This is a genomic window from Frateuria sp. sgz306004, from assembly GCF_057750885.1.
The window spans coordinates 258,606-283,935 of sequence record NZ_JBYLFE010000007.1 but is presented as its reverse complement, the minus strand read 5'-3'; the positions used below and the strand labels follow the sequence as shown (position 1 = coordinate 283,935).

The window sequence follows — 25,330 nt, the reverse complement described above, 5'->3', positions numbered from 1 at the left end:
GGGCACCGCATTGCGCTATCGCCCACTCGCCCTGTTCGGTGCCGCGCTGGGCACGCTTGGCCTGGCCTTGCAGCTGTGGTTCTCGATCCGCCTGACGCTGGACAAGGGCGGCACGATGCTGGGCGGCGTGTGGTTGTACCTGGGCTTCTACACCATCCTCACCAATGTGCTGGTGACCAAGGTGTTGTCTTCGGCGGCCATCGGCCCGCGCAATGCGATGCTGCGGTTCTATCTGCGCCCGGGCGTGCAGACGGCCGTCGCGATGAGCATCACCATCGTCAGCCTGGTCTACAACATCATGCTGCGCCCGCTGTGGCACCCTTCGGGCCTGCTGCTGGTGGCCGACGTGATCGTGCATGACCTGATGCCACCGCTGTACCTGCTGTACTGGTGGCTCGCCGTGCCCAAAGACGGCCTGCGCTGGGCACAGGTATTCGCCTGGCAGAGTTATCCGGCGGCGTACTTTCTCTACGTGCTGCTGCGCGGCGCGGTGGACGGCTGGTACCCCTACCCGTTCCTCGATGTGAGCGCGCTGGGCTATGTCCAGGTGCTGCTGGATGCCATCGGCGTGCTGGTGGCCTTCGTGATCGTGGGCCTGCTACTCGTTGCGCTGGGCCGCTGGCAGGCGCGGCGGCAACTCGCAACGCCGCGCCCGGTCTGAGCGACCTTATCCAACGTCACGCCAGTCGAAGATCCTCGCGCAGGTCTCCACCTTCGCGCAGATGGCGCTCATGCGCCTCGTCACGCCAGGGCTCGGCCAGCGCATCGCGGTACCACTGCTGCATGGATGGCAAGGCGAGCAGGCGCTCGGCATACGCGGCCGCGGCGCCCGGCAGCTCCAGGCCATAGGTCTGTACGCGGAAGGCGACTGGCGCGAAGAACGCGTCCACCGCCGTGAACGTCGAACCGGCCAGGAACGGACCGCCAAAGCGCGCCAACCCTTCGTTCCATAGCTCGGCCACACGGTCGATGTCGCGCCGCAGATCCGGCCCGATCGCGTGCAGCTGGATGCGTACGCCGCAACTCATGGCGCACTCATCGCGAAGGGTGCCAAAGCCCGAGTGCATCTCCGCTGCCGCGCAGCGTGCCCAGGCGCGCGCCGTCCGATCGGACGGCCAGACCTTGGGGTAGGTTTCGGCCAGATATTCGGCAATGGCCAGCGAATCCCACACGGCGGCGTGTCCATCGCGCAGGCAGGGCACACGGCCGTTGGGCGAAAAGCGGCGAAACGCCTCCCAGTTGGAACCTTCGGCAAACACCACCTGGTGCTCTTCGAAGGGAATGCCCAGCTCCTGCATCAACACCCAGGGGCGCAACGACCACGACGAATAGTTCTTGTTGGCGATGTACAGCGTCAGCATGGATCACCCTCTGGAGGAGTCGTATCAGGTATCGAGTATCAGCAATGTGCCATGACTGCCCGGCTCGACGCTGTGCGCCACGCCCGCTGGCACCACGCACAGTTCGCCGGCGCGCACGCACATGATGCTTTCATTCATGCGCAACATCATCTCGCCATCGAGCACCAGCAAGCCTTCGTCGTAAGCATGGCTTTCTTCGGGATAGGCCGCGCCATCCATGCGCACCAGCTTGAGCTGGGCGCCGCCAATGCGGGCAAGCACACGGGAGCGCCAGGCTTCGGGTAAGTCACGGGCGGTATCGAGCAAGGCGATGGGCAGCATGCATCAACCTTGTTTGGCGGTGGCGACGACCGGCGCACTGGATACCGGCGGGCGACGCCGCGCGTTCGCCAGCACCACGCCACCGATGGTGATGACGCCACCCATCAAGGTGAGCAAGGTGGGGCGTTCGCCCAGCCACAACCAGCCGATCAGCACCGCGATCGGCGGCGAGAAGTAGATGAAGCTGCTCACCTGCGAGGCGGAAGCGCGATGCAGCGCGGCGTTCCAGGCGATATAGCCGATGAAGGACGGCGCGATACCCAGCCACACCAGCGCCATGACGTGGGAGGTCGGCGCGGCCATCAGCGCCGCCGGCAGGCCGAGGCCGAACGGCAAGGTGCCCAAGGTACCGACGAAGAAGGTAAAGGCGGTGACGCCCAGCACGTTGTTGCGCGCGAAGAACGGCTTCTGACCCACGAAGAACACCGCCGAGGCCAGCACGCTCACCAGCACCAGCGCCGCCATCGGTTCCACTTTCACCTGCTTGCCGCTGGTGAGCACCACCACCACCACGCCCGCCAGCGCGATGGCCAGGCCCATGATGGTGCGTGCGGACAGCCGCTCGCGCAGCCACACCGCCGACAATGCCGCCGTGGTGGCCGGCACCAGCGAAATGAGGATGGCCGCGGTGCCGCTGGCGACCTTGGTCTCGGCCAGGTTGAGGCACAGGTGATAGACGCTCAGACCCACCACACCCAGCGCCGCCAATGCCGGCCAATCCCGTCGCGCCGGCAAGGACACGCGCTTCACCGCCAGCAGCACGGCGAAGCACAGCGAACCGATGCCCAGGCGCGCCAGCGCCACTTCGCCCGGCGTGAACGAGGCCAGTGCATAGGCAATGGCGGCATAGGCCGAGGACCAGGTCAGCAGGGCGACGCCGATATAACTCAGGGCCCGCCCGTCGAGGCGTTCCGGGGTGTGCATGCGTGCGATATCCGGTGGGGAAGGAGCGCATCGTAAGCCGAGCGACGATGCGCTTGAATGATGGATCGGCGTAGGATGAGCATGTTTCGCCAACGAACGAAATGTGCAATGAGCGCTGTCACCTTTGAATCGAAACCCACCTGGGACGCCACCGACTGGCAGTTGATCGAGGCCCTGCAACAGGACGCCCGCCTGGGCTATGCCGAGTTGGGCCGCAAGGTGCGCCTGTCCGCCCCGGCCGTGGCCGAGCGCGTGAAGCGACTGGAAGAGGCCGGCGTGATCGCCGGCTACCGCGCGGTGATCAACCCGCGCAGGTTGGGCTACGAGATCGACGCCATGATTCGCCTGCGCTGCGATGGCGGCATCTGCGCGCGCGTGGGCTCGCTGGTGACGGACATTCCCGAGGTGATCGATTGCCGCCGCCTGGCCGGTGAGGATTCGGCCCTGCTGCGCGTGGTGGCCATGTCCATTGCGCATCTGGAAAGCGTGCTCGACCGCCTGCTCAAGCTGCACGCCAGCATCAGCACCACCACGCTGATCGTGCTGCAGACCCCGCACGAGAACCGCCCGATCACGCGCGCGATGTGGAACACGGGCCGCGCCGTGCTGCTGGACTGAGCCGGGCACCCCTGACTTCTGTCACGGTCGCCCGGCGACCCCGGTACGCATACTCGGGTAGGTTACTTCTTACCTATGTGGGGATCGTTGCATGCGTCGTCTGTGGGTCCTGCTGTTGGGCAGCGGTCTTGCCCTCTCGCCCTCTTCCATCCTGCTGGCCAAGGACGCGCCTGCCGACAAACCCGCCGCCAGCAAGGACCAGGAGGTCCAGGCCCCCAGCACCGAAACCGCGGTGCGCACCAAGCACAGCGTGAGCATTGGCGGCCGTTCGGTCGCCTATACGGCCACGGCCGGCACGTTGGTGATCCGCGACGACAAGGGCCAGCCGCAGGCCAGCGTGTTCTACGTGGCCTATACGGTGGACAGCGGCAAGGCGGAGAAGCGTCCGGTGACGTTTCTCTACAACGGCGGCCCGGGCTCCTCCAGCATGTGGCTGCACATGGGCTCGTTCGGCCCCGAGCGCATCGTTACCGATAGCCCCGCATCCACCGGTCCGGCGCCGTACAAGATGGTGGCCAACAACGACAGCTTGCTCGACAAGACCGATCTGGTTTTCATCGACGCGGTGGGCGCGGGCTATTCGCGTCCGCTGGGCAAGGCCGAAGGCAAGGATTTCTGGGGCGTGGACCAGGACATCTCTGCCTTCAGCCGCGCCATCCAGCGCTACGTGAGCCTCAACCATCGTTGGAACTCGCCCAAGTTCCTGTTCGGCGAAAGCTACGGCACCACCCGCTCGGCGGCACTGGTGGACGCCCTGCAGGACAAGGGCATGGCGTTCAACGGCGTGGTGTTGATGTCCTCCATCCTCAACTACGGCGTGCGCCTGCCCGGCTACGACGAGATGTATGTCGGTTACGTGCCCAGTTACGCCGCAGCCGCCTGGTATCACCACAAGCTCGCCAACGCACCCGCCGACCTCAAGACCTACCTGGATGAAGTACGCGCCTTCGCGCGCGGTCCGTATGCCACGGCGCTGGCCAAGGGCCAGAACGTGCCCGATGCCGAAGCGGATGCCGTGGCGCGCCAACTGGCGGCCTATACCGGCCTGAGCGCCGACTACATCAAGCACGCCAACCTGCGCGTGGAACCCTCGCGCTTCCGCAAAGAGCTTCTGCGCGACGAACGCCGCACCATCGGTCGCTTCGATGCGCGCTTCCAAGGCGTGGATGAAGACGCCGCCGGCGAAACACCCGACTACGATGCCTCCGACGCGGGCATCAGCGGTGCGTTCATCACCGCCTTCCACGACTACATCACCAGCCAGCTCAACTACCACAGCGACCTGGACTATCGCCCCACCTACGACGAGATCGGCAAGAACTGGGAGTGGAAACACCAGGCCGCCGGTGCGCGACGCCCGCTGCCCACCGCCTATGTAGCGGGTGACCTGGCGCATGCCATGCGCACCAACCCCAACCTGAAAGTGCTCTCGGTGAATGGCTACTACGACTTCGCCACGCCGTTCTTCATCACCGAATACGATCTGGCGCACATGAATCTCGATGCGTCGCTGCAGGGCAACGTGCGCTTCCTGTACTACCCGTCGGGCCACATGATCTACCTCAACACCGATGCGCTGAAGCAGTTGAAGGCCGACCTGGCGCGCTACTACGACGACACCACCCATTCCTGATCCCTCCGGAGATCGACTGATGCGCACGCCCTCATTCGCCTCGCTCGCGCTCGCCACGCTGCTCGTGCTGGGCCAACTGCCCGCCCATGCCGCCGACACGCCGCCCAAGGACGCCCCCAAGTCGTCCACCGAGGCTGGCGACAAAGACAAGGACAAGGCCGGCGACGAGCAGCCCATTCCGCCCGAACGCAACGTGGTGACCAAGCACAGCGTGCGCATCGGCGGCCGCACCGTGAACTACACCGCCACCACCGGCACGCTGTTGATCCGCGACGACAAGGGCAAGCCCACGGTGAGCTTCTTCTATGTCGCCTACACCGCCGACGGCGGCAAGAGCGGCAAGCGCCCGGTCACTTTCTTCTACAACGGCGGCCCGGGTTCGTCCTCGATGTGGCTGCACATGGGCTCCTACGGCCCGGTGCGCGTGGCCAACGATGGCGACCAGCCGATTCCGCCGGCGCCTTACCGCTACGTGCCCAACGAATACAGCCTGCTCGACAAGAGCGACCTGGTGTTCATCGACGCACCGGGCACCGGCTACTCGCAGCTGGTGGGCAAGACCGAAGGCAAGGACGTGTGGGGCGTGGACCAGGATGCCGATGCGTTCACCCGCTTCGTCATGCGCTACGTGAGTAATAACCATCGCTGGAACTCGCCCAAGTTCCTGTTCGGCGAAAGCTACGGCACCACCCGCTCGGCCGTGCTGGTGAAATCGCTGCAGGACAAGGGCATGGAGTTCAACGGCGTGGTGCTGATGTCCTCCATCCTGGATTTCGCCGTGGCGGCGCCGGGTATCGACCACGGCTACATCGTCAACCTGCCGACCGAGGCGGCGATTGCCTGGTACCACAACAAGGTGCCCAACAAGCCGGCCGACATCGGCGCATTTCTCGCCGAGGTGCGCCGCTTCGCCTCGAGCGACTACACACAGGCGCTGGCCAAGGGCGACGCCATCGAGCCGGCCGAGGCCGACCGCATCGCCAACCAGATGAGCCGCTACCTCGGCCTGAGCCCGCAGTACATCAAGGAGGCCAACTTGCGCGTGGGCTCGAGCCGCTTCCGCAAGGAACTGCTGCGCGACCAGCGCCTCACCGTAGGACGTCTAGACGGCCGTTTCCAGGGCATCGACCCCGATGCCGCCGGCGAAACGCCCGATGGCGACACCGCCAGCGACGCCATCACCGGCGCCTACGTGGCCAGCTTCAACCAATACGCGGCCACCGAGCTCAAGTTCACCGAGGAACGCCCGTACCTGCCCAACAACTACGCCGCCATCGGCAAGAACTGGGACTGGAAGCGCAAGAGCAGCGGCGGCTGGCTGCAGGCCACTTACGTGGGCGACGACCTGGGCGAGGCCATGCGTCGCAACCCGCACCTGAAAGTATTTTCGGCCAATGGCTATTACGATCTGGCTACCCCGTTCTACGCGACCGAGTTCGACCTGACCCATCTGGGCCTGGAACCCGCCCAGCGCAAGAACATCACCTACGGGTTTTACCCGTCGGGTCACATGATCTACATCGATCAGCGTTCGCTGGAGCAATCCAAGGCGGACCTGGCCCGCTTCTACGACGATGCCGCACCGTGAGCCATACGCAGAACCCCACTCCCCCTGACGAACATCACGACGACCTTCCGCTCGATCCCTCGCGCCGCCGCCTGCTCGGCGGCCTCGCCGTCACCGGCGCCGCGCTTGCTGTAGGCGTCGGTGGCGAGGCGCTGGCCGATCGCGTGGCGCCCGCCAAGGGCGCCGCCACACCGCTGGACGAGGCCCTGCGCCAGCACATCCAGCAGGTAGTGGTGATCTATGCGGAAAACCGCAGCTTCAACAACCTGTTCGCCGATTTCCCCGGCGTGGCCCAGCCGCTTGGCGCGCTCAAGCCCGAGCAGTACCTGCAGCGCGATCGCGATGGCAGCGTGCTCAAGACCCTGCCACCGATCTGGCACGGCCTGGCGCCACACAAGCAGGTGGTGAACCACACCACCTACCAGGTGCTGCAAGACGACATCACCGGCCTGCCCAACGCGCCGTGGGCGCTGCGCACCGGCAGCGGCGAGCCCTTGCCGCAGGGCGTGGTAACGCGCGACCTGGTGCACGCGTTCTACGACAACCAGCGCCAGATCAACGGCGGCAAGAACGATGGCTTCGTTGCCTGGGGCGATACCGGCGCCATGGTGATGGGTCACTACGGCGACAGCGCCGCCCACCTGCGCCTGTGGCAGCTCGCGCGCCAGTTCACGCTGTGCGACAACTTCTTCATGGGTGCGTTTGGCGGGTCGTTCCTCAACCACCAGTATCTGGTGGCCGCGCAGCCGCCGTTTTATCCCAAGGCGGACGAGAGCCCGGCGCGCTTCAACATCGCCGTGACCGAGAGCGGCTCGCCCACCGATACGCGCTTGAAGCTGGCGGAAGATTCCCCGCGCAGCGCCATGGACGGCCGGCCCAAATACGCCTCGCGCAGCACGCTCACGCCGGACTTCTGGGCGGTGAACACCATGATGCCGCCGTACGCGCCCAGCGCTACCGAATCGGGCAGCAACCCGTTGCTCGCCGATTCGGACAGCCCTAACACGCTGGTACCGCAAACGCACCTGACCATCGGCGACGTGCTTTCCGCCGCCAACGTGGACTGGGCCTGGTATGCGGGCGGCTGGCAATTGGCGCTGGACGGCAAGGGCGATGGCGACGAGAAGAATTTCCCGCAACGCCCGAATTTCCAGCTGCACCACCAGCCGCTCAACTACTTCAAGCGCTTCGCACCGGGCACCGAGGCTCGCGCCACGCACTTGCGCGACGGCGGCGTGGGCGACACCGCGCAAACCAACCGCTTCCTTGCCGATATCGAAGCCGGCCGCTTGCCCACGGTGAGTTTCTACAAGCCGCAGGGCGACCTGAATATGCACGCCGGCTACTCCGATGTGGATGCGGGCGACCGTCACATCATGCGCGTGGTGGATGCCTTGCAGCGCTCGCCGGCGTGGAAGCATCTGCTGCTGGTGATCACCTTCGACGAGAACGGCGGCTGGTGGGATCACGTGGCGCCCCCCAAGGGCGACCGCTGGGGCCCGGGCTCGCGCATTCCCGCGCTGGTCGTCTCGCCCTTTGCCAAGAAGGGCCATGTGGATCACACCATCTACGACACCGGCTCCATCGCGCGTTTCCTCACGCGTCGCTTTGGCCTGGAACAGCTGCCGGGCCTGCGTATGCGCGAAGAAGCGATGACCGCAGCCGGCGGGCCCGCACCAGGCGACCTTACCAACGCGCTCACCTTCAGCGCCTGAAGCCTTCGGCGTGCTGGCGGCTCCTGCCCGCCAGCGCGCACGGACTGCTAACGAAGCCGATGCGATACTCCGCGCGTCCACGACAGGAGTCCTCCATGCAACGCACCCGTTTTCTCGCCGCCGCTTTCGCCCTGGCCGGCATCGCCGGCGCCGCCCATGCCCAGATCGGCCTGGGCAGCATGGCCAACACCACGGCCAACGTCGTGAAGAATTTCGATATTGCCGACAAAAACCACGACGGCCTGCTCACCAAGGAAGAAGCCGAGAAGGGCCCGGTGCCGTTCATCCGCGCGCACTTCGACGAGATCGACAAGAACCACCGCGGCGCCGTGTCCAAGCAGGACGTGCTGGACTACGTGCGCTCGCTGCACAAGGCCGCACCAGCCGCCGCCAGCTCCAGCCACTGAGCCCTGCGAGCCGGCGCCAGGAGCCTTCCGGCGCCGGCCAAGCGTGACCACCGGTACCCGTGCCGGCGCGCCGCCGATGGCATACTCGGCGTTCCTGCTGATGGAGTTTCCCCCGATGCGTCCGTTCCACGCCCTTGCCTTCGGCGCACTCGTGCTGCCGTTGAGCGCCTTTGCCGCCGATCCGCATTCCTACGCCCAGCCCGACCAGGTGAAAGTGACCCACCTGGACCTGGACCTGACGATCGACTTTCCGCACAAGCAGCTCGATGGCCAGGCCACACTCAAGCTGGACTGGACCAACCCCAAGGCGCAGTCGCTGGTGCTGGACACGCGCGACCTGAAAATCGCCCGCGTGGAAGCCATCGACGACGCCGGCAAGGCCAGCGCACTCAAGTACGCACTGGCACCGCGCGACAAGGAACTGGGCAGCAAGCTCACCATCGCCACGCCGCAGCACCCGGCGCAGGTACGCATCGTCTACTCGACCGTGCCCACCGCCTCGGGCCTGCAGTGGCTCACGCCGGAGCAGACGGCGGACAAGAAGCTGCCTTTCATGTTCTCACAGTCCGAATCCATCCATGCGCGCTCCTGGGTGCCGCTCCAGGATTCGCCGGCCATCCGCTTCACCTATAGCGCCCACGTGAGCGCACCCAAGGATGTGCGCGTGGTGATGAGCGCGCTCAACGACGCCAAGCATCCGCTGGACGGCAGCTTCAACTTCCAGCAGCCGCACCCGATCCCGTCCTACCTGCTGGCCATCGCCGCGGGCGACATCGCCGCCAAGGAAACCGGCCCGCGTTCGGCCGTGTACGCCGAGCCCAGCGTGGCAGGCAAGGCGGCCAAGGAATTTGAAGACACCGAAAAGCTGATCGTCGCCACCGAGAAGCTCTACGGTCCCTATGCCTGGGGTCGCTACGACCTCCTGGTGCTGCCGCCCTCGTTCCCGTTCGGCGGCATGGAAAACCCCAACATGACCTTCGCCACGCCGACCCTGCTGGTGGGCGACAAGAGCCTGGTCTCGGTGATCTCGCACGAGCTGGCACATTCGTGGTCCGGCAACCTGGTGACCAGCGCCGCCTGGCGTGACATCTGGCTCAACGAGGGCTTCACCACCTACGTGCAGGGCCGCATCACCGAGGCCGTGTACGGCAAGGCGCTGGCCGACGAGGAGGCACTGATCTCCGCCCGCTCGCTGCAGAAGGACATCGCCGAGATGCCGGCCAACGCGCAGAAGCTCGCACCGGAGCCGCGCGGCATCGGTGCCGACGACGCACTGTCGGATGTGGCCTATGACAAGGGCTCGTGGTTCCTGCGCACGCTGGAGCAGCGCTTTGGCCGCGACACCTTCGACGCCTACCTGAAAGGCTACTTTGCGCACTTCGCCTTCCAGAGCATCACCACCGAGCAGATGCTCGACTACCTGAAGGCCAACCTGTTCGACAAGAACCCCGGCAAGATGAGCTGGGACGAAGTGAAGGAGTGGGTGTACCAGCCTGGCATCCCCAAGAATGCGCCGCTGCCCGATTCGCCGCGCTTCAACGCCATCGACAAGGAGCGTGCCGCCCTGCTCGCCGGTTCGCTCACCGCCGACAAGCTCGATGCCAAGAGCTGGAACACGCAGGAATGGATGTACTTCCTGGATGGCCTGCCGGACGTGACGCCGCTGGAGAAGATCAAGCAGATCGACGCTGCCTGGCACCTCACCGGCACGCCCAACGCCGAGATCGGCATGCGCTGGTACAGCCACGCCATCGCCGCCGGCGACAAGGACGTATGGAACGCCGCCGCCGAGCACATGACGCGCATCGGCCGCCTGTACCTGACCATGCCGCTGTACAAATCCTTCGCCAAAACGCCTGACGGCCTGGCTTTCGCCAAGCAGGTGTATGCCAAGGCCAAGACCGGCTATCACCCGATGACGCAGGAAGCGGTGGAGGCGGTGTTCGCCAAGGCCGCCAAGAACAGCAAGTAAAAAGCACGGGCCCCGCCTTGCAAAAGGCGGGGCCCGCCGCCATCGATGACGCGCCCCAAAGCCAACCGAGCCACCCATGAAATCCAAGACCCAAGCGCCCCAGACCAGCACCGCCACGCGCCCGCTGTGGCAGCGGCTCGCCCTGCGCCGCCTGAAGTTCCTCGGCTTCGTGGCCGTGTTGCTCGCCGTATTGCTCGGCGGCTCCTACCTGTTTGCGCCGCAATGGCTGCTCAGCGCGGACATCAAGCGCCAGGCCGTGGCCGCGCACCTGGAAACCCATTCGGTACAGGTCGGCGACACGCGCTGGGTCTACTTCGAAGGCGGTGAAGGCCCCACCCTGGTGCTGCTGCACGGCTTCGCCGCCAGCAAAGAGGTGTGGCTCAAGCAGGCCGAACTGCTCACCCCGCACTTTCACGTGATTGCGCCGGATCTGCCCGGCTGGGGCGAATCCAGCCGCGTGGATGGCGCCAGCTACAACATCGACGCACAGGCCTCGCGCCTGGCCGCGTTCGTTGAAGCACTGCGCCTGCCGCGCTTCGTGCTCATTGGCCACTCGATGGGTGGCGCCATCGCCGGCGTCTACGCTGCCGAGCACCCTGAGCACGTGGCCGAACTGGCCCTGCTCGATTCGTTCGGCCTCAAGGCCAACGACAACGACTTCTCGCGCGAAGCCATGACCGGCAAGAACCCGTTCGTGTTCGACAACCGCGAACAGTTCGCCAAGGCCACCCTGCTTGCCTTCGCCAAGATGCCCACCATTCCCGGCCGCTTCCAGGATGTGCTGATCAAGCGGAACCAGGAAAATCGCGCCTTCATCGACCACACCTTCAACGAACTGCGTGACCCGTCGCAGTACCTGTCGGTGCAGAACCGCCTGGACAAACTCACCATGCCGGTACTTGGTATGTGGTGCCACGACGACAAGATCACCGACATCTCCGCGCTCGACAGCCTGCGCAACGGCCTGAAGAACGCCAGCGCCATCAGCACGAGCACGCTCAACGGCTGCAACCACATGCCGATCCTGGAGAAGCCGGAAGAAACCGCGCGTATCCTGACCTCGTTCTCGCTGTCGCACTGAGGCAGCCACACAAAGCAGGCTACGCGTCATCCACAGGGAAGGAGGGTGAAGTCCGCATGGCACACGAATTCAAGATCGGTGGCGTTTCACTCACCGTCGATGATCCACAGGGCCAGCTCGCACGCGCCGCAACCACGCAGCAACGCGCCGAACACGATGAGGCCGAGGCGCTGGAAGCCAGCGTGCGTACGGTGAAGAACCGGCCAACCGCTCAGGTCATCCAGACGGTCGATCCGATGGGCAGCATTTACGCGCGCGGCGAACTGGTCGACAAGATGGTCAACGGCAAGCAAGGCCTGGCGTCGGTGGCGCTGATGTGGATGCTGTTTGGCCCGCCGCTGATCACGTTTGCCGCCAAGATAGCCCTCTCCCTCGCTGGCAACGCGACCCGTCTGCACGGTGATGTGCCGACAGCGCTCACCGCGATGGGCGTGATGGCGGAACTTTTCATCATCGCCGGCTTGGGCCTGATGATCCGTCGCACGATACGTGTACTTCGCCAGCGGCGACGGGCGAACTCGGCGCAGACGGATTAATCCATCCGCGCCCGGCACTGCCATTGGATACCTGAGTTCAAAGCACGCCCGGGATCAGCGCCTTCACGCGCTGCATATAGCCCTCGTACACCGGGCCAAAGCTCTCGCGCATCCAGCGCTCTTCCAGGCGCAGCTTGAACCAGAACGAGGCGAACACGATCACCACGCTGAGCAGCCCTCGCCATTCGCCAATGGCCAGCGCGGTGCCGAAGAAGGCGAGCAGCAAACCGCTATAGATGGGATGGCGCACGCAGGCGTAGGGTCCGCGCTGGATCAGTTCGTGATCCTGCTTCACCTGTACCACCGAGCTCCAGTTGCGGCCGAGCACGTAACGCGCCCAGCAGGCAAAGGCGACACCAAGCGCGGTGAGTGCGGTGCCCGCGAGGGCGATGAGGAGGCTTGGCGGAAGCAGATGCTGGCCCAGCCAACTGCCGGCGTACCACTCGTCCGGTCCGGCCAGCAGCAACACGGCGACGGCCAGCGGCAGCCAGTATTTGAGCAAGCGCGGCAACGCCGGCTCACTGCGTCGCGCGCTTTTGACCCGCCGCCAGCCCCACAACCAGTACAACCCGAAGCACAGCCACAACACACGAATGATCTGGCCGATCGGCAGTTCCATGGCGCCCCCTCGCAAATGGTTGCGCCGAGCTTCGGGCAGGCGTGGGCCGCGCACAAGTGACACCCATCACCCGGCCCACGCCTGCTGACGTTTAGTTGGCGAAATCCATGTTCACCGGCGCGCGAGGCATGGCCATCACGTTGGTGGTGGTGGGCACGTCCTTGCCGACCACTTCAAGCTTGAGGCCATCGGCCCATACCTCGCCATGGCCATCCAGAATCACACCGAAGGCCAGCGCACGGGCGTTGTCGGGCACATCCAGCACCACCGCATAGTTGCGTCGCTCGGTGTCACCACGCACGGGCCGCGGTTCCATGTTGTCCATGCTGATGGGTTTGCGATCCGCGTCGTCAATGCGCAGCCAGAGCATGCTCTTGCCGGCGTTGTGCGTGCGCAGGTTGCCCGAGAGGCGCACGCGCTTGCCGCGATAGTCGGCCGCATCGATACCCTGGCTCAGCGTGCAGAAGCCGGCGCTGTCGTTCTTGGCGCGGATATGCACCACGCGTCCACCGGAGGCGCCATCAGAGGCTTCGGTGTTCACCTCGAAATCCTTGGCCGCCGGACCGGCGAAGTACCAGCCGCGCGGCGTTTCGGCATGCACCGCGCCCGCGAGCAGGGCGCACAGCAAGGCAGCGATCGACAACGATGTCCTCATGGGGTTTCCTCGGGTTGGTTGGGGAGCCGGCTAGCTACTTCGTCATGCAGCAGGTACTGCGCAATGTCCGAGCCAGGTGGTGCGGCCGGCACTTGCTGAAGTTCGTGGCGTAGCTGCAGCGCCTCCGCACTGGGCAGTGGCAGCGTGATGGCCGAGCCGAGCATCGGCGTGATCGGGTGCCATGCGGCCCACAGCACCAGCGACGCCGCCAGGGCCATCGGCCAGGCGAGATATCGCCGCCGACGTGGCGCATGCGCGGCGCGTTCGGCCGCTTGAAGAATGTGTGCATCCATCGCGATCGTGGTGGTTTCGCGTGCGGCCACGCGGTAGATGCGCAGCAGGTCATCCATGCCGGGATCGTTCACCGCCACGCCTCCAGGGCTGCGCGCAAGCGCTGCTGCGCATAACGCAGCCGGCTCTTGGCGGTTTCACTGGTCACCCCCGTGGCGTGGGCAATGTCTTCCACGCTGAGCTCGCCTTCGGCGCGCATCAGGAAGGCCTCGCGTTGCGGCAGCGGCAGCTGCCGGATCGCCGCAAGCAACGCCTGACCCAGGGCTTCGCTATGCGCCAGCTGCTCCGGGGCATGAATCGACGCGTGAGCCTGCTCGGTCAGCCAGGCCTCGCCGTCGTCATCGGCCAGCGTGGCCTCGGGCGCATGCCGCGCCAGCGTGCGCCAGCGATCAGCGGCGCGACGGTGGGCGATGCCGAACAGCCAGGTGATGAAGGGTGCCTGGGGCTGATACGTGTCCTTGCCGCGAATCACGGCCATCCACACGTCCTGGAAGATCTCCTCGGCATCGCTGGCGCGATCGGCCAGGCGCAGCACGTAGCGATGCAGCTTGTCGCGGTGACGCACGTACAGCAGGCGAAAGGCCTGCGCATCGCCGTTGCGATAGCGCTGCATGCACTCGGCATCGCTGGGCGCGGCGACATCCACCGTCGGCGCGGGCGCGCTCCACAGGGTTTGCCACTGCGTCAGCAGCGTGGCGTAGCGGTGCTTCCAGTCATCGGTGGGGCAGGCAAGCGTGGCCGACATGACGTCCATTCCAGGGGCGACCTAGAGATGATCGCTGGAATGGACGAAACGGGGTTAACGCACGCGCTCAATCGGCGACGTCGGCGATCAGGCGATCCAGCTCGGTCTTGAGCCAGGCGCCATTCAAGCGCAGCCAGTCGCGTTGCTCGCGCCAGTCGGGAAACAGCTGTTCCACCTGCGCCCAGAAGCGCGGTGCGTGACTGCGTACCTTGAGGTGGCACAGCTCGTGCGCGAGCACATAGCGCAGCGCGGCCGGCGGAGCGAGGGCCAGCGCGAGGTCGAGGTTGATGCGATCGCGCGTGTCCAGGCTGCCCCACAGGCTCTTCATGGGGCGCACGCGCAAGGCCGTGGGCGCCAGGCCCAGCTGCGGCACGTAGCTGGCCAGCCAGCGCGATACGTCGCGGCGAATCTGTGCTTCGAAGTACGAGGCCAACAGGCCACGCGCCACCGGCAAGGCGCGTGTATGCGGACGCGGCAGCTGCAGCGTGAGCGTGCCTTCGCCGGCCTCCACACGCGGGTAGTCGCCATCGGCCCAATCCAGCTGCACGGTTTCGCCGCGCAAAGGAAATTCGGTAGGCGTGCCGACGCGAAGCGGCGGCAACGGTTTGACGATGAGGTGCAGCTCGTCGAGCTTGCGTTCCAGCCAATCGGCATGATGACGCAGGAACGCACTGACCTGCGCCGGATGCGTGCCATGCGGATACGACACGCGCGCACCCTTGGGCGTCACGGTGAGGCGCAACCGACGTGCGCGCGGATGCGCGGCCTTGAGCACGCGGATGGTGCTGCCGCGCGCGGTGGCCAATTCGAGCCAATCGCCTTCGAGATGCTGCGTCATGTCCCCGCCCTACTGCCTACGGTTACTGCACGGCGTCCAGGCCTTCAGTGTCCCTCAGGGAATGTGGGGGGATCATGCAGGCTTCGCAAGACGAACGGGTGACCGGATACCCCTGACTTTTGGCCAGGGGTCGCTGTCTCAAGCGTCGGCGGGACGCGGCAGGCCGAACCACTCTTCCAGCTTGCCGAGCAGGCGCTCCAGCTCCATGGTGAGCAGGGCGAAGGTGGCATCGGCCTCGGCGGCCGCATCGGGGTGGCTATCGCCTAGTTCCTCGGTGACCACGTCGAGGAACTTAAGCTTGCGCACGATGAGATCCTCGCCGAGCACGAAGCTCATGCGCTCATCAAAGATGAGACCCAGCTGGAACACCTGCTTGCCGTTGCGCAGGTGCTCCTTCACTTCCTCGCTATCCAGGTCCTGGCGGCGGCATTTGGCGATGGCACCGGTGGCGCTGGCCGGGTCGCGCAATTCCACCTCGTCGCCTAAGGTCAGGCCGGCGGGCAGGTTGCCGGTGGCCAGCCAGTCGGTCATCAGCACGCGCGGGCCTTCCTCCGGTGCCAGCGGCACGGCGGGGAAGCTGCCCAGCGCCTCGCGGACCTGGGTAATCGCGTTCTCAGCAGACTTGCGACTGGCGGTATCCAGCACCAGCCAGCCAAGCTTCTTGTCCACATAGGCGCGCATGCGCGAGCTGCGGATAAAGGCGCGCGGCACCAGCTCATTGAGCACGTCTTCCTTCAGGCGCTTGCGCTCGCGGCCGCCGACCTTGCGGCCTTCTTCTTCCGCGATCTTCTGCACACGGCGGTGAAGTTCGTCGTTGACCACCGAACCGGGCAGCAGTTTGTCTTCGCTGCCCACGGTGACCATGGTGCAAGCGTTCACGCTGTGCGTCAGCGGCGCCTCGTCGCCCCGGCCAATCGGCGGCACGAAGCCCTTGGTGCCCATTTCCATCGGTCCACATGGGCGCAGGCGATGTTCGCCCAGTGCTTTATCCAGGCGGTTGAGATCTTCGGCGACGGCAGGGGAAAAACGGAACAGCGTGAGGTTGCGGAAGAACATGAGGTATCCGGAAACAAATGCTTGGCCGTCATCCCAGCGCGCCCCAAATGAGGGCAAGCGCTGGGCTCCGGCGTTTTTGGGCTTAGGCCACTGGGTCCCAGCTAGAGCTGGGACGACGGTGCGGGAAGGTTGAGGCTCAGCGGCTGACCGCAGCCACGGCGTTCACCACCGTATCCAGGTTGGCGCGGTTGAGGGCCGCCACGCAGATACGGCCGGTGCCGATGGCGTAGATGGCGTATTCCTCGCGCAGGCGATCCACCTGGGCCTTGCTGAGGCCCGAGTAGGAGAACATGCCCGCCTGCTCCTGGATGAAGCCGAACTGCGACGCACCGGCCGCCGCCAGCTTCTCCACCATGCCAGCACGCATGGCGTGGATGCGTTCGCGCATCTCGCCCAGCTCGTGCTCCCACATGGCCTTCAACTCGGCGCTGTTGAGCACCGCCGACACCAGCGCGCCGCCGTGGGTGGCCGGGCTGGAGTAGTTGGAGCGGATGGTGCGCTTGACCAGCGACTGCACGCGGAGCGCTTCCTCGCGATCCTTGCCCACCACGGACAACCCACCCACGCGCTCGCCGTACAGCGAGAACGACTTGGAGTAGGAGTTGGCGACCACGAACGATTCGATGCCCGAGGCGGCGAACAGGCGCACGGCGGTGGCGTCGGCATCGATGCCTTCGTCAAAGCCCTGGTAGGCCATGTCGATGAAGGGCATCAGGCCGCGCTCCTTCACCAGGTCCACCACCTGCTGCCACTGCTCGGCGTTCAGATCCACACCGGTGGGGTTGTGGCAGCACGCGTGCAGCAACACCACGGTGCCCGGTTCGAGCTTGCCCAGGTCGGCCAGCATGCCGGCGAAATCCAGGCCGTGGGTGGCGGCGTCGTAATAGGCGTAATCCACCACGTCGAAACCGGCCGCGCTGAACACCACGCGGTGGTTCTCCCAGCTCGGGTTGCTGATGGCGACCTTGGCGGTGGGCAGCACCTTCTTGAGCAGGTCCGCGCCGATGCGCAGCGCGCCGCTGCCACCGATGGTCTGCGAGGTGGCCACGCGGCCGGCGGCCAGCAGCGGGGAGTCTTCGCCGAACACCAGCTTCTGGGTGGCGAGGTTGTAAGTCGGCATGCCGTCGATGGGCAGGTAGCCGCGCGGCTTGGCTTCCAGCGCCAGCGACTTCTCCACCTCGTGCACGGCGCGCATCAGCGGAATGCGGCCCTGCTCGTCGTAGTAGATGCCCACGCCCAGGTTGACCTTGCCCGGACGGGTATCGGCCAGATAGGCCTCGGTGAGTCCCAGGATCGGATCGCCCGGGGTCATTTCAACGGATGCAAAGAGAGACACGGCGTTACTCGACTAAAAAGGTGATGAGGTCACGACTCGTCCGGCGTACCGGCGAGCCACTGGTGCGCGTCCGCGCGGGCGACACCTTCGCGCGCGCCCAGCGCGGCGAAGTCGAACAGGTTGCGATCCACCAGCTGGGAGGGTGCCACGTTGCCCAGCGCCCGGAAAATGTTCTCCGAGCGGCCCGGCTGGGTCTTCTCCCAGTCTTCCATCATGCGCTTGACCGCCTTGCGCTGCAGGTTTTCCTGCGAGCCGCACAGGTTGCACGGGATGATGGGGAACTCGCGCGCCTGGGCATAAGCGGCGATATCGCTCTCCTTGCAGTAGGCCAACGGCCGGATCACCACGTGGCGGCCATCGTCCGAGCGCAGCTTGGGCGGCATGGCCTTGAGCGAGGCCTGGTAGAACAGGTTCAGGAAAAACGTGCCCAGGATGTCGTCGCGATGGTGACCCAGCGCGATCTTGGTGACGCCGTTCTCCGCCGCCCACTTGTACAACGCGCCGCGCCGCAGGCGCGAGCACAGGCTGCACATGGTCTTGCCCTCGGGGATCACCCGCGTCACCGTGCTGTAGGTGTCCTGCTCGATGATATGGAAGGGCACGCCGCGCGCGGTGAGGTAATCGGGCAGCACATGCTCCGGGAAGCCCGGCTGCTTCTGGTCCAGGTTCACCGCGATGAGCTCAAAGCGCACCGGCGCCTTGGCCTGCAGCGACAACAGGACATCCAGCAGCGTGTAGGAATCTTTGCCGCCGGACAGGCACACCATCACCTTGTCGCCGTCTTCGATCATGTTGAAGTCGGCAATGGCCTGCCCCACCTGGTGGCGCAGGCGCTTGGCCAGCTTGGTGGCCTCGTGGTGCTGCTTGCGGTTGGCGTCGGGCTGGGCGGACATGGGCGGTTTCGGTACGGCTCGGCCCCCCATTGTAGCGATCTGACCGCCTGAGGTCCGGCGGGAGTACACTGGGGCTTCCCCTCCAGCCCCCAGCGCCCGCATGCAGGTTCAGGATCAAGCCGAGATTGCCCATCTGCTGGCCGAACTGCGCGTGGAGCACCGTGATCTCGACGTCGCCATCGAACACCTGGCCGCCCTGGTCGGTCGCGATGAGCTGCAGCTCACCCGCATGAAGAAGCGCAAGCTGCTGCTGAAAGACCATATCGCGCGACTGGAAAGCAAGCTGATTCCCGATCTGGATGCCTGAATCCCGCCCGCCGGAGTTTCCATGCCCGTGCTGCCCCCTGCCCGCCTCGAAGACGCCTTCGTCGCGCTTGAGCCCCTTACCCTCGAACACGTCCCGGACCTAGAAGCCGCTGCCGCCGATGGCGAGCTGTGGAAGCTGTGGTTCACCAGCGCGCCGGCCCCCGGTGAAGCAGCCGCGTACATCGCCAAGGCCCTGGAAGGCCACGCGGCCGGCACGATGCTGCCGTTCGCGGTGCGCGAGAAGAGCAGAGGTGAGATCGTGGGCACCACGCGCTTCTATGACTACGTGCCCGACCTGCCACGCATCGCCATCGGCTACACGTGGTATGCCAAGCGCTGGCAGAAGAGCCACCTGAACACGGCGTGCAAGCGGCTGCTGTTCCAGCACGCCTTCGACACCCTGGGTTGCGTGGCGGTGGAGTTCCACACCGACCATCGCAACCTCGACTCGCAGCGCGCCATCGAACGACTGGGCGCGCGCCGCGACGGCGTGCTGCGCGCCCACAAGCGCCGCCCCGATGGCACGCTTCGCGACACCGTGTGCTTCAGCGTGATCGCCAGTGAATGGCCGGACGTTTCGCGCTGGCTGACGATGCGCCTGGAACGGCTCGCCGGCTGAACGGTCCCGGCGCGGCCCTGCGGCCGCCCGTAAAACGCCACAGCGGGCTCGCAGACTGCCGCCTCTCAGTCGAAGGAGCGGCAGTGTCATGGCGGGCAGATCATTAGGCAGATGGTTTTGGCGTGGCGCGGGCGCGCTGGCACTCGCCTGGCTCTTCGGTGCGTGCGCCATTGCCCATGCCGGCTTGCGCAGCAAGCCACAGCCGGCCGACCTCGCCCTGGTGCTGGGCAACACGGTGGATCGCGAAGGTCGCCCGATGCCGCGGCTGGCGGCGCGACTCGATGCCGCTCGCGCGCTTTACGCAAGAGGCGACTGCGCCGTCATCATGGTGAGCGGCGGCATCGACGCGCGCGACGGCCGCAACGAAGCCCAGGGCATGAAGCGCTGGTTGGTGGAGCGCGGCGTGCCGGAGCACGCGGTGATCGAAGATGCATTGGGCGACAACACGCGCGCCTCGGCCGAGCATGCGCAAGCGTGGCTGCGCGCCAACGACAAGCGGCGCGTCGTGGTGGTGTCCCAGTTCTACCACCTGCCGCGTGCCCGACTCGCCTTGCAGCAAACCGGCGCCACGGTGGTTGGAGGCGCTTATCCGCATCAGTGGTTCGCGCGACATTTATTCGAGCCTGCGCGAAGTGCCGGGCTATCTGGTTTATGGATTGGGTTGGCGCTAAGGCATCGGCCTCAGCAGCGTGTTGCTCGTCAATCCAGCAAATGCGACCGGCACGTTTCAAGCGCCGAAGGCGCCAGTCATCCCGTGCTGGCTTTTCGGCGATTCGCTGGAATGACGATCGGCATCAATGAACCTTGAAAGCGTCACCGGCCTAGAGCAATCGCCCGATGAGGCTATCGAGCCGCACGCGACGCAGGCGCTTGAACAGGCGCCTTACTTCGGGCGGATAGCTACGCGCACCTTGCAGTTCGCGGTAGTGGTTCAGACGCGTGGCGTGCCGGCGCAGCGCCTGCCACTCGGCTTCGTGCTGGGTCACAAGCAAGCCTGCGGGGTCGCGCAGCAACAGGCCGTTTTCCAGATCCAGCGCCCACGCACGCGGGTTGAGGTTATTGCCGGTGAGCACGGCCACGTCGTGATCCACGAACAGACCTTTGAGGTGGTAGCTGTTGTCCTCGTGCCGCCATAGCCACAGATTGAGCTGCCCACGCTCGATGGCGCCCTGGTGCGAGCGAGCAAAGCGCCGCAGATTGCTCTCGTAGAGGTACGGCAACAGGCCGATGCGATTGAACGGCTGGCCCGGCGGAATGTAGAAATCGTTCGCCACCTTGTCGCCGACCATGATGTCGAGCTGGCAACCGCGGCGCAGCAACTGGCCGATCACCGCGCGCACGGGGCGCGGCAAGTTGAAGTACGGCGTAAGCAGGATCACCCGCTCGCGCGCGTTGCGCAGCAGGCCCAGCAGGGTTTCGTTGAGCGCGTTGTCGCCACGCCCGAAACCGGCCAGGGGTATCACCGCTACCTGGCCCGTGCCAGGCTCCTGGCGCGCGCCTTGGTACTGCGCCTGCTGCAGGGATTGACGTAAGCGCCGAATCGGCTCGGCCAGCTCGCGGGTGCTGGGCAGTGGCGACTGATCCAGGCGAGGCACGGCGTCGCTGCCACCGAACTCGCGCGCCACGAAGCTGGCCATGCTGTCCGCCAGTGCCCGATCACGGATGAGGTGATAGCGATCCAAGCGATAACGCTCGTGCTTGGCGAGGTAGACGTCGTTGAGGCTGGCGCCGCTGTACAGCACGGCATCGTCGATGATGAAGCCCTTCAGGTGCAGCACGCCGAACAGCTCGCGGTTCTGCACCGGCACGCCGCGGATCACCACGCCGCCGCCCAGGCGCTGGGCGTACTCGCGGTACATCGCCGCATTGCCTTCGCTGGCTCCCTTGCCGATCAGGCCGCGCCGCGCGCGATGCCAGTCGACATAGACCTCCACGCTCAGCCCCGGCCGCGCTGCCTTGGCCGCGTACAGTGCATCGAGCACTTCGCGACCGGCATCGTCGTCCTGCAGGTAAAGCGCCACCAGCACGATGCGCCGCTGCGCGGCGCCGATCTGCGCCAGCAGGGTCTGCCGGAATGCCTCCGGCCCGGCCAGGGTCGTGATGGCATCGGCCGGTACGGCCAATTGCGGAAAGCCGGACAGGTCCAGCGCCCGCCGACGCCGCAGGGACAGCAGGCGGCGGGCGAGGCTACGCGGCGAGGGCAAAGGTCGATTCATGGGGCGCCATGGTAATGAAGCGCGCCCCAATGTAGGAGCCATGGGCCCGGGAGCCCATGACGGGTCGGAGCCAGGGATGCGCCGAACTTGCTCGTCATTCCTGCGCAAGCAGGAATCCAGTGACTTTCCACTCAACGATTGACAGGCGCTGGAGGACCCGCCTTCGGCTGTAGCAAAGCGCCTCCAGCGCTTGCCCCTTTTGGGGGCTCGCCGGGATGACGCGCACCGTGTCGTTTAGTCAGACCCCGGTCAGCGCGCGTCCGCCGCCTTGTCCAGCACGCGGCGCGGCTGCACGTCGATGCTGGCCGTCATGCCAGCCGCCAGCACCACGTCCTTGGGCACACTGGCCTCGTCGATGGCGATGCGCACGGGCACGCGCTGCGCCAGGCGCACCCAGTTGAAGGTGGGATTGACGTCGGCCAGCAGGTCGCGGCCGGTGGGGTTGTCGCGATCCGTGATACCACGCGCCACGCCGATGATGTGACCCTTCAGGTGCACGCCGCCGCTCATCAGGCGCACGTCCACCGGGTCGCCCACGCGCAGGTGCGGCAGCTTGGTTTCCTCGAAGTAACCGTAGATGTAGTAGCTGTGGCGATCGATCAGCGCCAGGCGCGGGCTGCCGGTGGCGGCGTAGTCGCCCACGCGCACGTCGAGGTTGGTGACGTAGCCGTCGACGGGCGCACGCACTTCGGTACGTTCCACGTCGAGCTTGGCGCGATCCACCGCCACCTGGGCCTGCACCACGGCGGCCTCGGCCTGTTCGCGAGCAGCCCCGGCCTGGTGGCCGCTGGCCTGCGCCTGCTGCCATACCGCGAGCGCGGTGTCGGCGGCGGACTTGGCGTCAGTGCGCTCTTCCTTGGGCACGACATCGGCCAGGTCCTGGCGGCGCTTGGCCTGTTCCTGGCGCATTTCGAACTCGGCCTTGCGCGCGGCGGCGCTGGCGAGCACGGCGTCGATGTTGGCGCCCGCGGCGCGCGCGCTGGCCTTGGCGGCGTTGAGGTTGGCCTCGGCCTGCGCCAGCGCGATGTGGTAGCGCTCCGGGTCGATCTCGAACAGCACGTCGCCCTTCTTCACTTCCTGGTTATCGATCACCGCCACGCGGGTCACCAGGCCCGACACGTCAGGCGCGATGCGCACCACTTCGGCGCGCACGCGGCCGTCACGGGTCCACGGCGAGTACATGTAGTGGTTCCACAGGGCGCGACAGAGCAGCAACGCCACGATGACCACGATGGCGGTGATGGCGAAACGGAGCAGGGCTTGGGATTGGACTTTCATAGGTGCACTCAGGGATACAGCAGCAGCCCGGCAACGCCGAACAGGACGAAGAACACGGCTACGCGGAACAGCGAGGGATGCCACACATAGCGATACAGGCCATAACGGCCCACGATGGTGTCGACCACCCACAGCACCAGCAGGCAGCCGGCGTACACCAGCAGGATGCTTGGAACGAGGGCATCGGCCAGGGCGATTTCAAAGGGCACGAGCGGCCTCCGTTGCCTTGTCGATGTAGGGAGCCAGCGCCGACTCGTCGTCGCGCAGGGCCGTGCGCAATTGCAGCAGGTGCGCGAGCGCCGGACGGCAGCTCGCACGCGCCTGCGGCAGCGTATGCGTGGTGAGGGTGAGCGCGTGTTCCACGCTGCGGTCGGCATCGCGCCAGCGCGCCTGATCGGGCTCGTCATAGAAGCGTGCCAATGCATCCACCGCGCGCTGCATGGATTCGGCTACCGGCGGTGGCAACTCGGCGTGGCGCATGTCTTCGCGCAACTCGATCAGCGCGCGGCCGCTGTCATGCACGGCCAGCGCCCAGCCCAGCAGGGCTCGCGATTCTTCACTGTGCGGCTGGGTGAACTGCACGATCTGGTGGAACAGATCGCGGTTCTGCGCTTCGAAGCGGTAGACCAGACCCTGCAGCGGCGCCGTGGCGGCCAGCACCACCTGGCGACGCAGCTGCACCAGCTGGCGGCGACGCAGCCAGGCCGTACCGATCACCGTGGGAATCACCATGAACGCAGTCGCCGACATCATCAGGCCGAACAGCGAGGCGATGGCGTCGTTGAGGAAGTGCTCGGGGCTGTACACCATCGGGTTCTTCAACGCGAGGATGTACACGTAACCCAGCGTATAGCCCGCGCCCACGCCCGGCAGCGTGGCGTTGCGCGTGGTGAGGTAAGGGCCGATGGCCAGCAGCGGCGCCGTCACCAGAAACAGCATGAGGAAACCGTCGCTGCCCGGCATGAGGTAGAACACCACAAAGTACGCCGCCGTCATGCCGATGGCGTAACCGATCCAGGTGTTGATGGTGTTGGCCACCGGATTGGGCGAGGCAGCCATCAATCCACTGAAGATGGTGGCCAGCAGCATGGCGCTGGGGCCGAACGGCCAGCCGGTCCACAGCCAGAACACGCTCAGCGTGATCATGGTGAGGAAGGTGCGCAGCACGGCGATCGCGGGCGCTACGTAGTCGTTGGCGCGCTTGAACTCGACCTGCTCCACGTTGCCCGTGAGGCGCCCCTGTGTTTCACGCAGGGTGGCTTCCAGCGCGGTGAAGTCGCGCAGCTCAGCCACGAAGCGATAGAGCAGCGCCGTACCGCTGTCGAACTCCAGCAGCAGCTCGGGCTCTTGCCTCAACTCCTCACGCAATTGGGCGGCGAGCGGCGGCAGCGTGGCCTCGCAGGCCTCCAGTCGCGTGGCGAGCAAGCGCGGCACACCGCGTTCGGATGCAGGCGGCGACAGTGCCTCGCCCACGGGCGCATACAGGCGAATCAGCGCGCCAGCGGTGCGCGGGTGATTGTTGCGTTGCAGGCGATTGATCAGATGATGCAGCGACTGGAAGGTGGTGGCTGCCGCCATGTAGCGCACATTGAGCAGCTGCATACGGCTGCTGCGCGCGCGGGCTTCGGGGTCTTCGAAGATCACCGAGGCGCGCAGGTCTTCCAGCTGCACGGCCGCGCGCACGAAGCGCAGGTGGGCCTGCTCCATCTCCGAACGCGGAATCGCACCACCCAGGCTGCCGCGCGCGAATTCGATGAAGTGCGCATAGTGTTCGCGCGCGCTGCGGCGAAGCACCTGGCGCAGGCGTTCGGGCAACACCACGTCGCTGACCAGGCCGGCCACCACGATGCCCAGCAGCACCTCGCTCACGCGCATCATGGCGGAGTCGAACACGGTGTAAGGGTTGTTGATGGCCGGCAGCGCCACGATGGCGGCGGTGTAGCCGGCCAGCACAAAGCCATAGGACATGAAGTTGCGGTAGAGCACCGCACCGCCCGCGCACAGCCCGACCCACAGCGACAAGGAGAGCAGGAACAGCTCGCGTTGCTGCGGAAACGCTGCCATCAGCAGCACGCCGCACAAGCTGCCGGCGAGTGTGCCGATGGCGCGGTAGAAGCTCTTGGCCAGCACCATGCCGCTGTGCGGATGCATCACGATGGATACGGTGATCATCGTGGTCGAGGGCTGCTCCAGCTGGAACAGCATGGACAACCACGCGGCGATATAGAACGCCAGGATGCACTTGAAGACGAAGATCCACGCCTGCCGCTCGCCGGTGAAGAACTCGCCCAGCCAGGGCCAGCGCGACTTGGCGGCGGCGACGTCGGAGGGAACGGCAGCCAC

Annotated in this window: 27 protein-coding genes; 12 read left to right on the top strand and 15 right to left on the bottom strand. The window is 66.0% G+C overall.

The features are described from left to right. The first annotated feature begins 10 nt into the window (after positions 1–10). On the top strand, positions 11–661 hold the full coding sequence (locus AC3G2C_RS16540; protein WP_488385729.1) for a Pr6Pr family membrane protein: 651 nt from the start codon (positions 11–13) through the stop codon (positions 659–661). Positions 662–677: 16 nt separating this feature from the next. Here AC3G2C_RS16540 and AC3G2C_RS16535 read toward each other — a convergent pair whose 3' ends face one another. The 3 genes from AC3G2C_RS16535 to AC3G2C_RS16525 are packed head-to-tail and all read right to left on the bottom strand — an operon-like array spanning position 678 to position 2,606. Further along, positions 678–1,361: a glutathione S-transferase family protein gene (locus tag AC3G2C_RS16535; RefSeq protein ID WP_488385728.1), complete on the bottom strand. Its 684-nt coding sequence runs from the start codon at positions 1,359–1,361 to the stop codon at positions 678–680. A 24-nt stretch (positions 1,362–1,385) separates the two neighbouring features. Further along, on the bottom strand, positions 1,386–1,682 hold the full coding sequence (locus AC3G2C_RS16530) for a cupin domain-containing protein (protein WP_488385727.1): 297 nt from the start codon (positions 1,680–1,682) through the stop codon (positions 1,386–1,388). Positions 1,683–1,685: 3 nt separating this feature from the next. Then, on the bottom strand, positions 1,686–2,606 hold the full coding sequence (locus tag AC3G2C_RS16525) for a DMT family transporter (protein ID WP_488385726.1): 921 nt from the start codon (positions 2,604–2,606) through the stop codon (positions 1,686–1,688). A gap of 108 nt (positions 2,607–2,714) precedes the next feature. Here AC3G2C_RS16525 and AC3G2C_RS16520 point away from each other — a divergent pair, with 108 nt between their 5' ends. From AC3G2C_RS16520 to AC3G2C_RS16485, 8 genes are all read left to right on the top strand, one after another. Further along, the gene (locus AC3G2C_RS16520) at positions 2,715–3,224 is read left to right on the top strand and encodes an Lrp/AsnC family transcriptional regulator (RefSeq protein ID WP_488385725.1); all 510 of its coding nucleotides are present in this window, start codon (positions 2,715–2,717) and stop codon (positions 3,222–3,224) included. Between the two features lie 91 nt (positions 3,225–3,315). Further along, positions 3,316–4,857 carry a S10 family peptidase gene (locus AC3G2C_RS16515; protein WP_488385724.1) on the top strand — a complete coding sequence of 514 codons (1,542 nt, stop codon included), beginning with the start codon at positions 3,316–3,318 and terminating at the stop codon, positions 4,855–4,857. 19 nt (positions 4,858–4,876) lie between these two features. Next, entirely contained in the window at positions 4,877–6,445 is a 1,569-nt protein-coding gene (locus AC3G2C_RS16510; RefSeq protein ID WP_488385723.1) for a S10 family peptidase, read from the top strand. After that, complete coding sequence (acpA, locus tag AC3G2C_RS16505) at positions 6,442–8,139, top strand: acid phosphatase (RefSeq protein ID WP_488385722.1); 1,698 nt, start codon at positions 6,442–6,444, stop codon at positions 8,137–8,139. The genes AC3G2C_RS16510 and acpA overlap by 4 nt, the downstream gene beginning before the upstream one ends. A gap of 95 nt (positions 8,140–8,234) precedes the next feature. Continuing rightward, positions 8,235–8,546, top strand: a complete 312-nt coding sequence (locus AC3G2C_RS16500; RefSeq protein ID WP_488385721.1) for an EF-hand domain-containing protein — start codon at positions 8,235–8,237, stop codon at positions 8,544–8,546. Between the two features lie 115 nt (positions 8,547–8,661). Continuing rightward, positions 8,662–10,518: a M1 family metallopeptidase gene (locus tag AC3G2C_RS16495; RefSeq protein ID WP_488385746.1), complete on the top strand. Its 1,857-nt coding sequence runs from the start codon at positions 8,662–8,664 to the stop codon at positions 10,516–10,518. A 76-nt stretch (positions 10,519–10,594) separates the two neighbouring features. After that, on the top strand, positions 10,595–11,599 hold the full coding sequence (locus AC3G2C_RS16490) for an alpha/beta fold hydrolase (protein WP_488385720.1): 1,005 nt from the start codon (positions 10,595–10,597) through the stop codon (positions 11,597–11,599). 56 nt (positions 11,600–11,655) lie between these two features. Next, positions 11,656–12,135, top strand: coding sequence for a hypothetical protein (locus tag AC3G2C_RS16485; RefSeq protein WP_488385719.1), 480 nt, complete (start codon positions 11,656–11,658; stop codon positions 12,133–12,135). Positions 12,136–12,172: 37 nt separating this feature from the next. Here the strand turns inward: AC3G2C_RS16485 and AC3G2C_RS16480 are convergent, their stop codons facing one another. The 8 genes from AC3G2C_RS16480 to ttcA form a co-directional block, all read right to left on the bottom strand. Beyond that, the gene (locus tag AC3G2C_RS16480; RefSeq protein WP_488385718.1) at positions 12,173–12,754 is read right to left on the bottom strand and encodes a methyltransferase family protein; all 582 of its coding nucleotides are present in this window, start codon (positions 12,752–12,754) and stop codon (positions 12,173–12,175) included. Positions 12,755–12,845: 91 nt separating this feature from the next. Beyond that, positions 12,846–13,409 carry a hypothetical protein gene (locus AC3G2C_RS16475; protein WP_488385717.1) on the bottom strand — a complete coding sequence of 188 codons (564 nt, stop codon included), beginning with the start codon at positions 13,407–13,409 and terminating at the stop codon, positions 12,846–12,848. Next, positions 13,406–13,759 carry a hypothetical protein gene (locus tag AC3G2C_RS16470; protein WP_488385716.1) on the bottom strand — a complete coding sequence of 118 codons (354 nt, stop codon included), beginning with the start codon at positions 13,757–13,759 and terminating at the stop codon, positions 13,406–13,408. The genes AC3G2C_RS16475 and AC3G2C_RS16470 overlap by 4 nt, the downstream gene beginning before the upstream one ends. An 11-nt stretch (positions 13,760–13,770) precedes the next feature. After that, the gene (locus AC3G2C_RS16465) at positions 13,771–14,445 is read right to left on the bottom strand and encodes a sigma-70 family RNA polymerase sigma factor (RefSeq protein ID WP_488385715.1); all 675 of its coding nucleotides are present in this window, start codon (positions 14,443–14,445) and stop codon (positions 13,771–13,773) included. A gap of 67 nt (positions 14,446–14,512) precedes the next feature. After that, positions 14,513–15,283 (bottom strand): M48 family metallopeptidase, encoded by a 771-nt coding sequence (locus tag AC3G2C_RS16460; RefSeq protein ID WP_488385714.1) that lies wholly within the window; start codon positions 15,281–15,283, stop codon positions 14,513–14,515. Positions 15,284–15,421: 138 nt separating this feature from the next. After that, complete coding sequence (locus tag AC3G2C_RS16455) at positions 15,422–16,339, bottom strand: recombination-associated protein RdgC (protein WP_488385713.1); 918 nt, start codon at positions 16,337–16,339, stop codon at positions 15,422–15,424. A 136-nt stretch (positions 16,340–16,475) separates the two neighbouring features. Continuing rightward, entirely contained in the window at positions 16,476–17,675 is a 1,200-nt protein-coding gene (locus AC3G2C_RS16450) for an amino acid aminotransferase (protein ID WP_488385712.1), read from the bottom strand. Between the two features lie 29 nt (positions 17,676–17,704). Beyond that, positions 17,705–18,568, bottom strand: coding sequence for a tRNA 2-thiocytidine(32) synthetase TtcA (gene ttcA / locus AC3G2C_RS16445; RefSeq protein WP_488385711.1), 864 nt, complete (start codon positions 18,566–18,568; stop codon positions 17,705–17,707). A gap of 100 nt (positions 18,569–18,668) precedes the next feature. Here ttcA and AC3G2C_RS16440 point away from each other — a divergent pair, with 100 nt between their 5' ends. The 3 genes from AC3G2C_RS16440 to AC3G2C_RS16430 all read left to right on the top strand — a co-directional run bounded on the left by AC3G2C_RS16440 (position 18,669) and on the right by AC3G2C_RS16430 (position 20,301). Then, the gene (locus AC3G2C_RS16440) at positions 18,669–18,875 is read left to right on the top strand and encodes a YdcH family protein (RefSeq protein WP_488385710.1); all 207 of its coding nucleotides are present in this window, start codon (positions 18,669–18,671) and stop codon (positions 18,873–18,875) included. Between the two features lie 21 nt (positions 18,876–18,896). Next, complete coding sequence (locus AC3G2C_RS16435) at positions 18,897–19,493, top strand: GNAT family N-acetyltransferase (RefSeq protein ID WP_488385709.1); 597 nt, start codon at positions 18,897–18,899, stop codon at positions 19,491–19,493. Between the two features lie 88 nt (positions 19,494–19,581). Beyond that, positions 19,582–20,301, top strand: a complete 720-nt coding sequence (locus AC3G2C_RS16430) for a YdcF family protein (RefSeq protein WP_488385708.1) — start codon at positions 19,582–19,584, stop codon at positions 20,299–20,301. A gap of 13 nt (positions 20,302–20,314) precedes the next feature. Here the strand turns inward: AC3G2C_RS16430 and pssA are convergent, their stop codons facing one another. From pssA to AC3G2C_RS16410, 4 genes are all read right to left on the bottom strand, one after another. After that, a complete protein-coding gene (gene pssA / locus AC3G2C_RS16425; RefSeq protein WP_488385707.1) occupies positions 20,315–21,709 on the bottom strand; it encodes a CDP-diacylglycerol--serine O-phosphatidyltransferase in 1,395 nt (464 codons plus the stop codon). A 249-nt stretch (positions 21,710–21,958) separates the two neighbouring features. Further along, positions 21,959–22,987 (bottom strand): HlyD family secretion protein, encoded by a 1,029-nt coding sequence (locus tag AC3G2C_RS16420; RefSeq protein ID WP_488385706.1) that lies wholly within the window; start codon positions 22,985–22,987, stop codon positions 21,959–21,961. Between the two features lie 8 nt (positions 22,988–22,995). Beyond that, the gene (locus AC3G2C_RS16415; protein ID WP_488385705.1) at positions 22,996–23,196 is read right to left on the bottom strand and encodes a DUF1656 domain-containing protein; all 201 of its coding nucleotides are present in this window, start codon (positions 23,194–23,196) and stop codon (positions 22,996–22,998) included. Beyond that, positions 23,186–25,330 (bottom strand): FUSC family protein, encoded by a 2,145-nt coding sequence (locus AC3G2C_RS16410; protein WP_488385704.1) that lies wholly within the window; start codon positions 25,328–25,330, stop codon positions 23,186–23,188. The genes AC3G2C_RS16415 and AC3G2C_RS16410 overlap by 11 nt, the downstream gene beginning before the upstream one ends.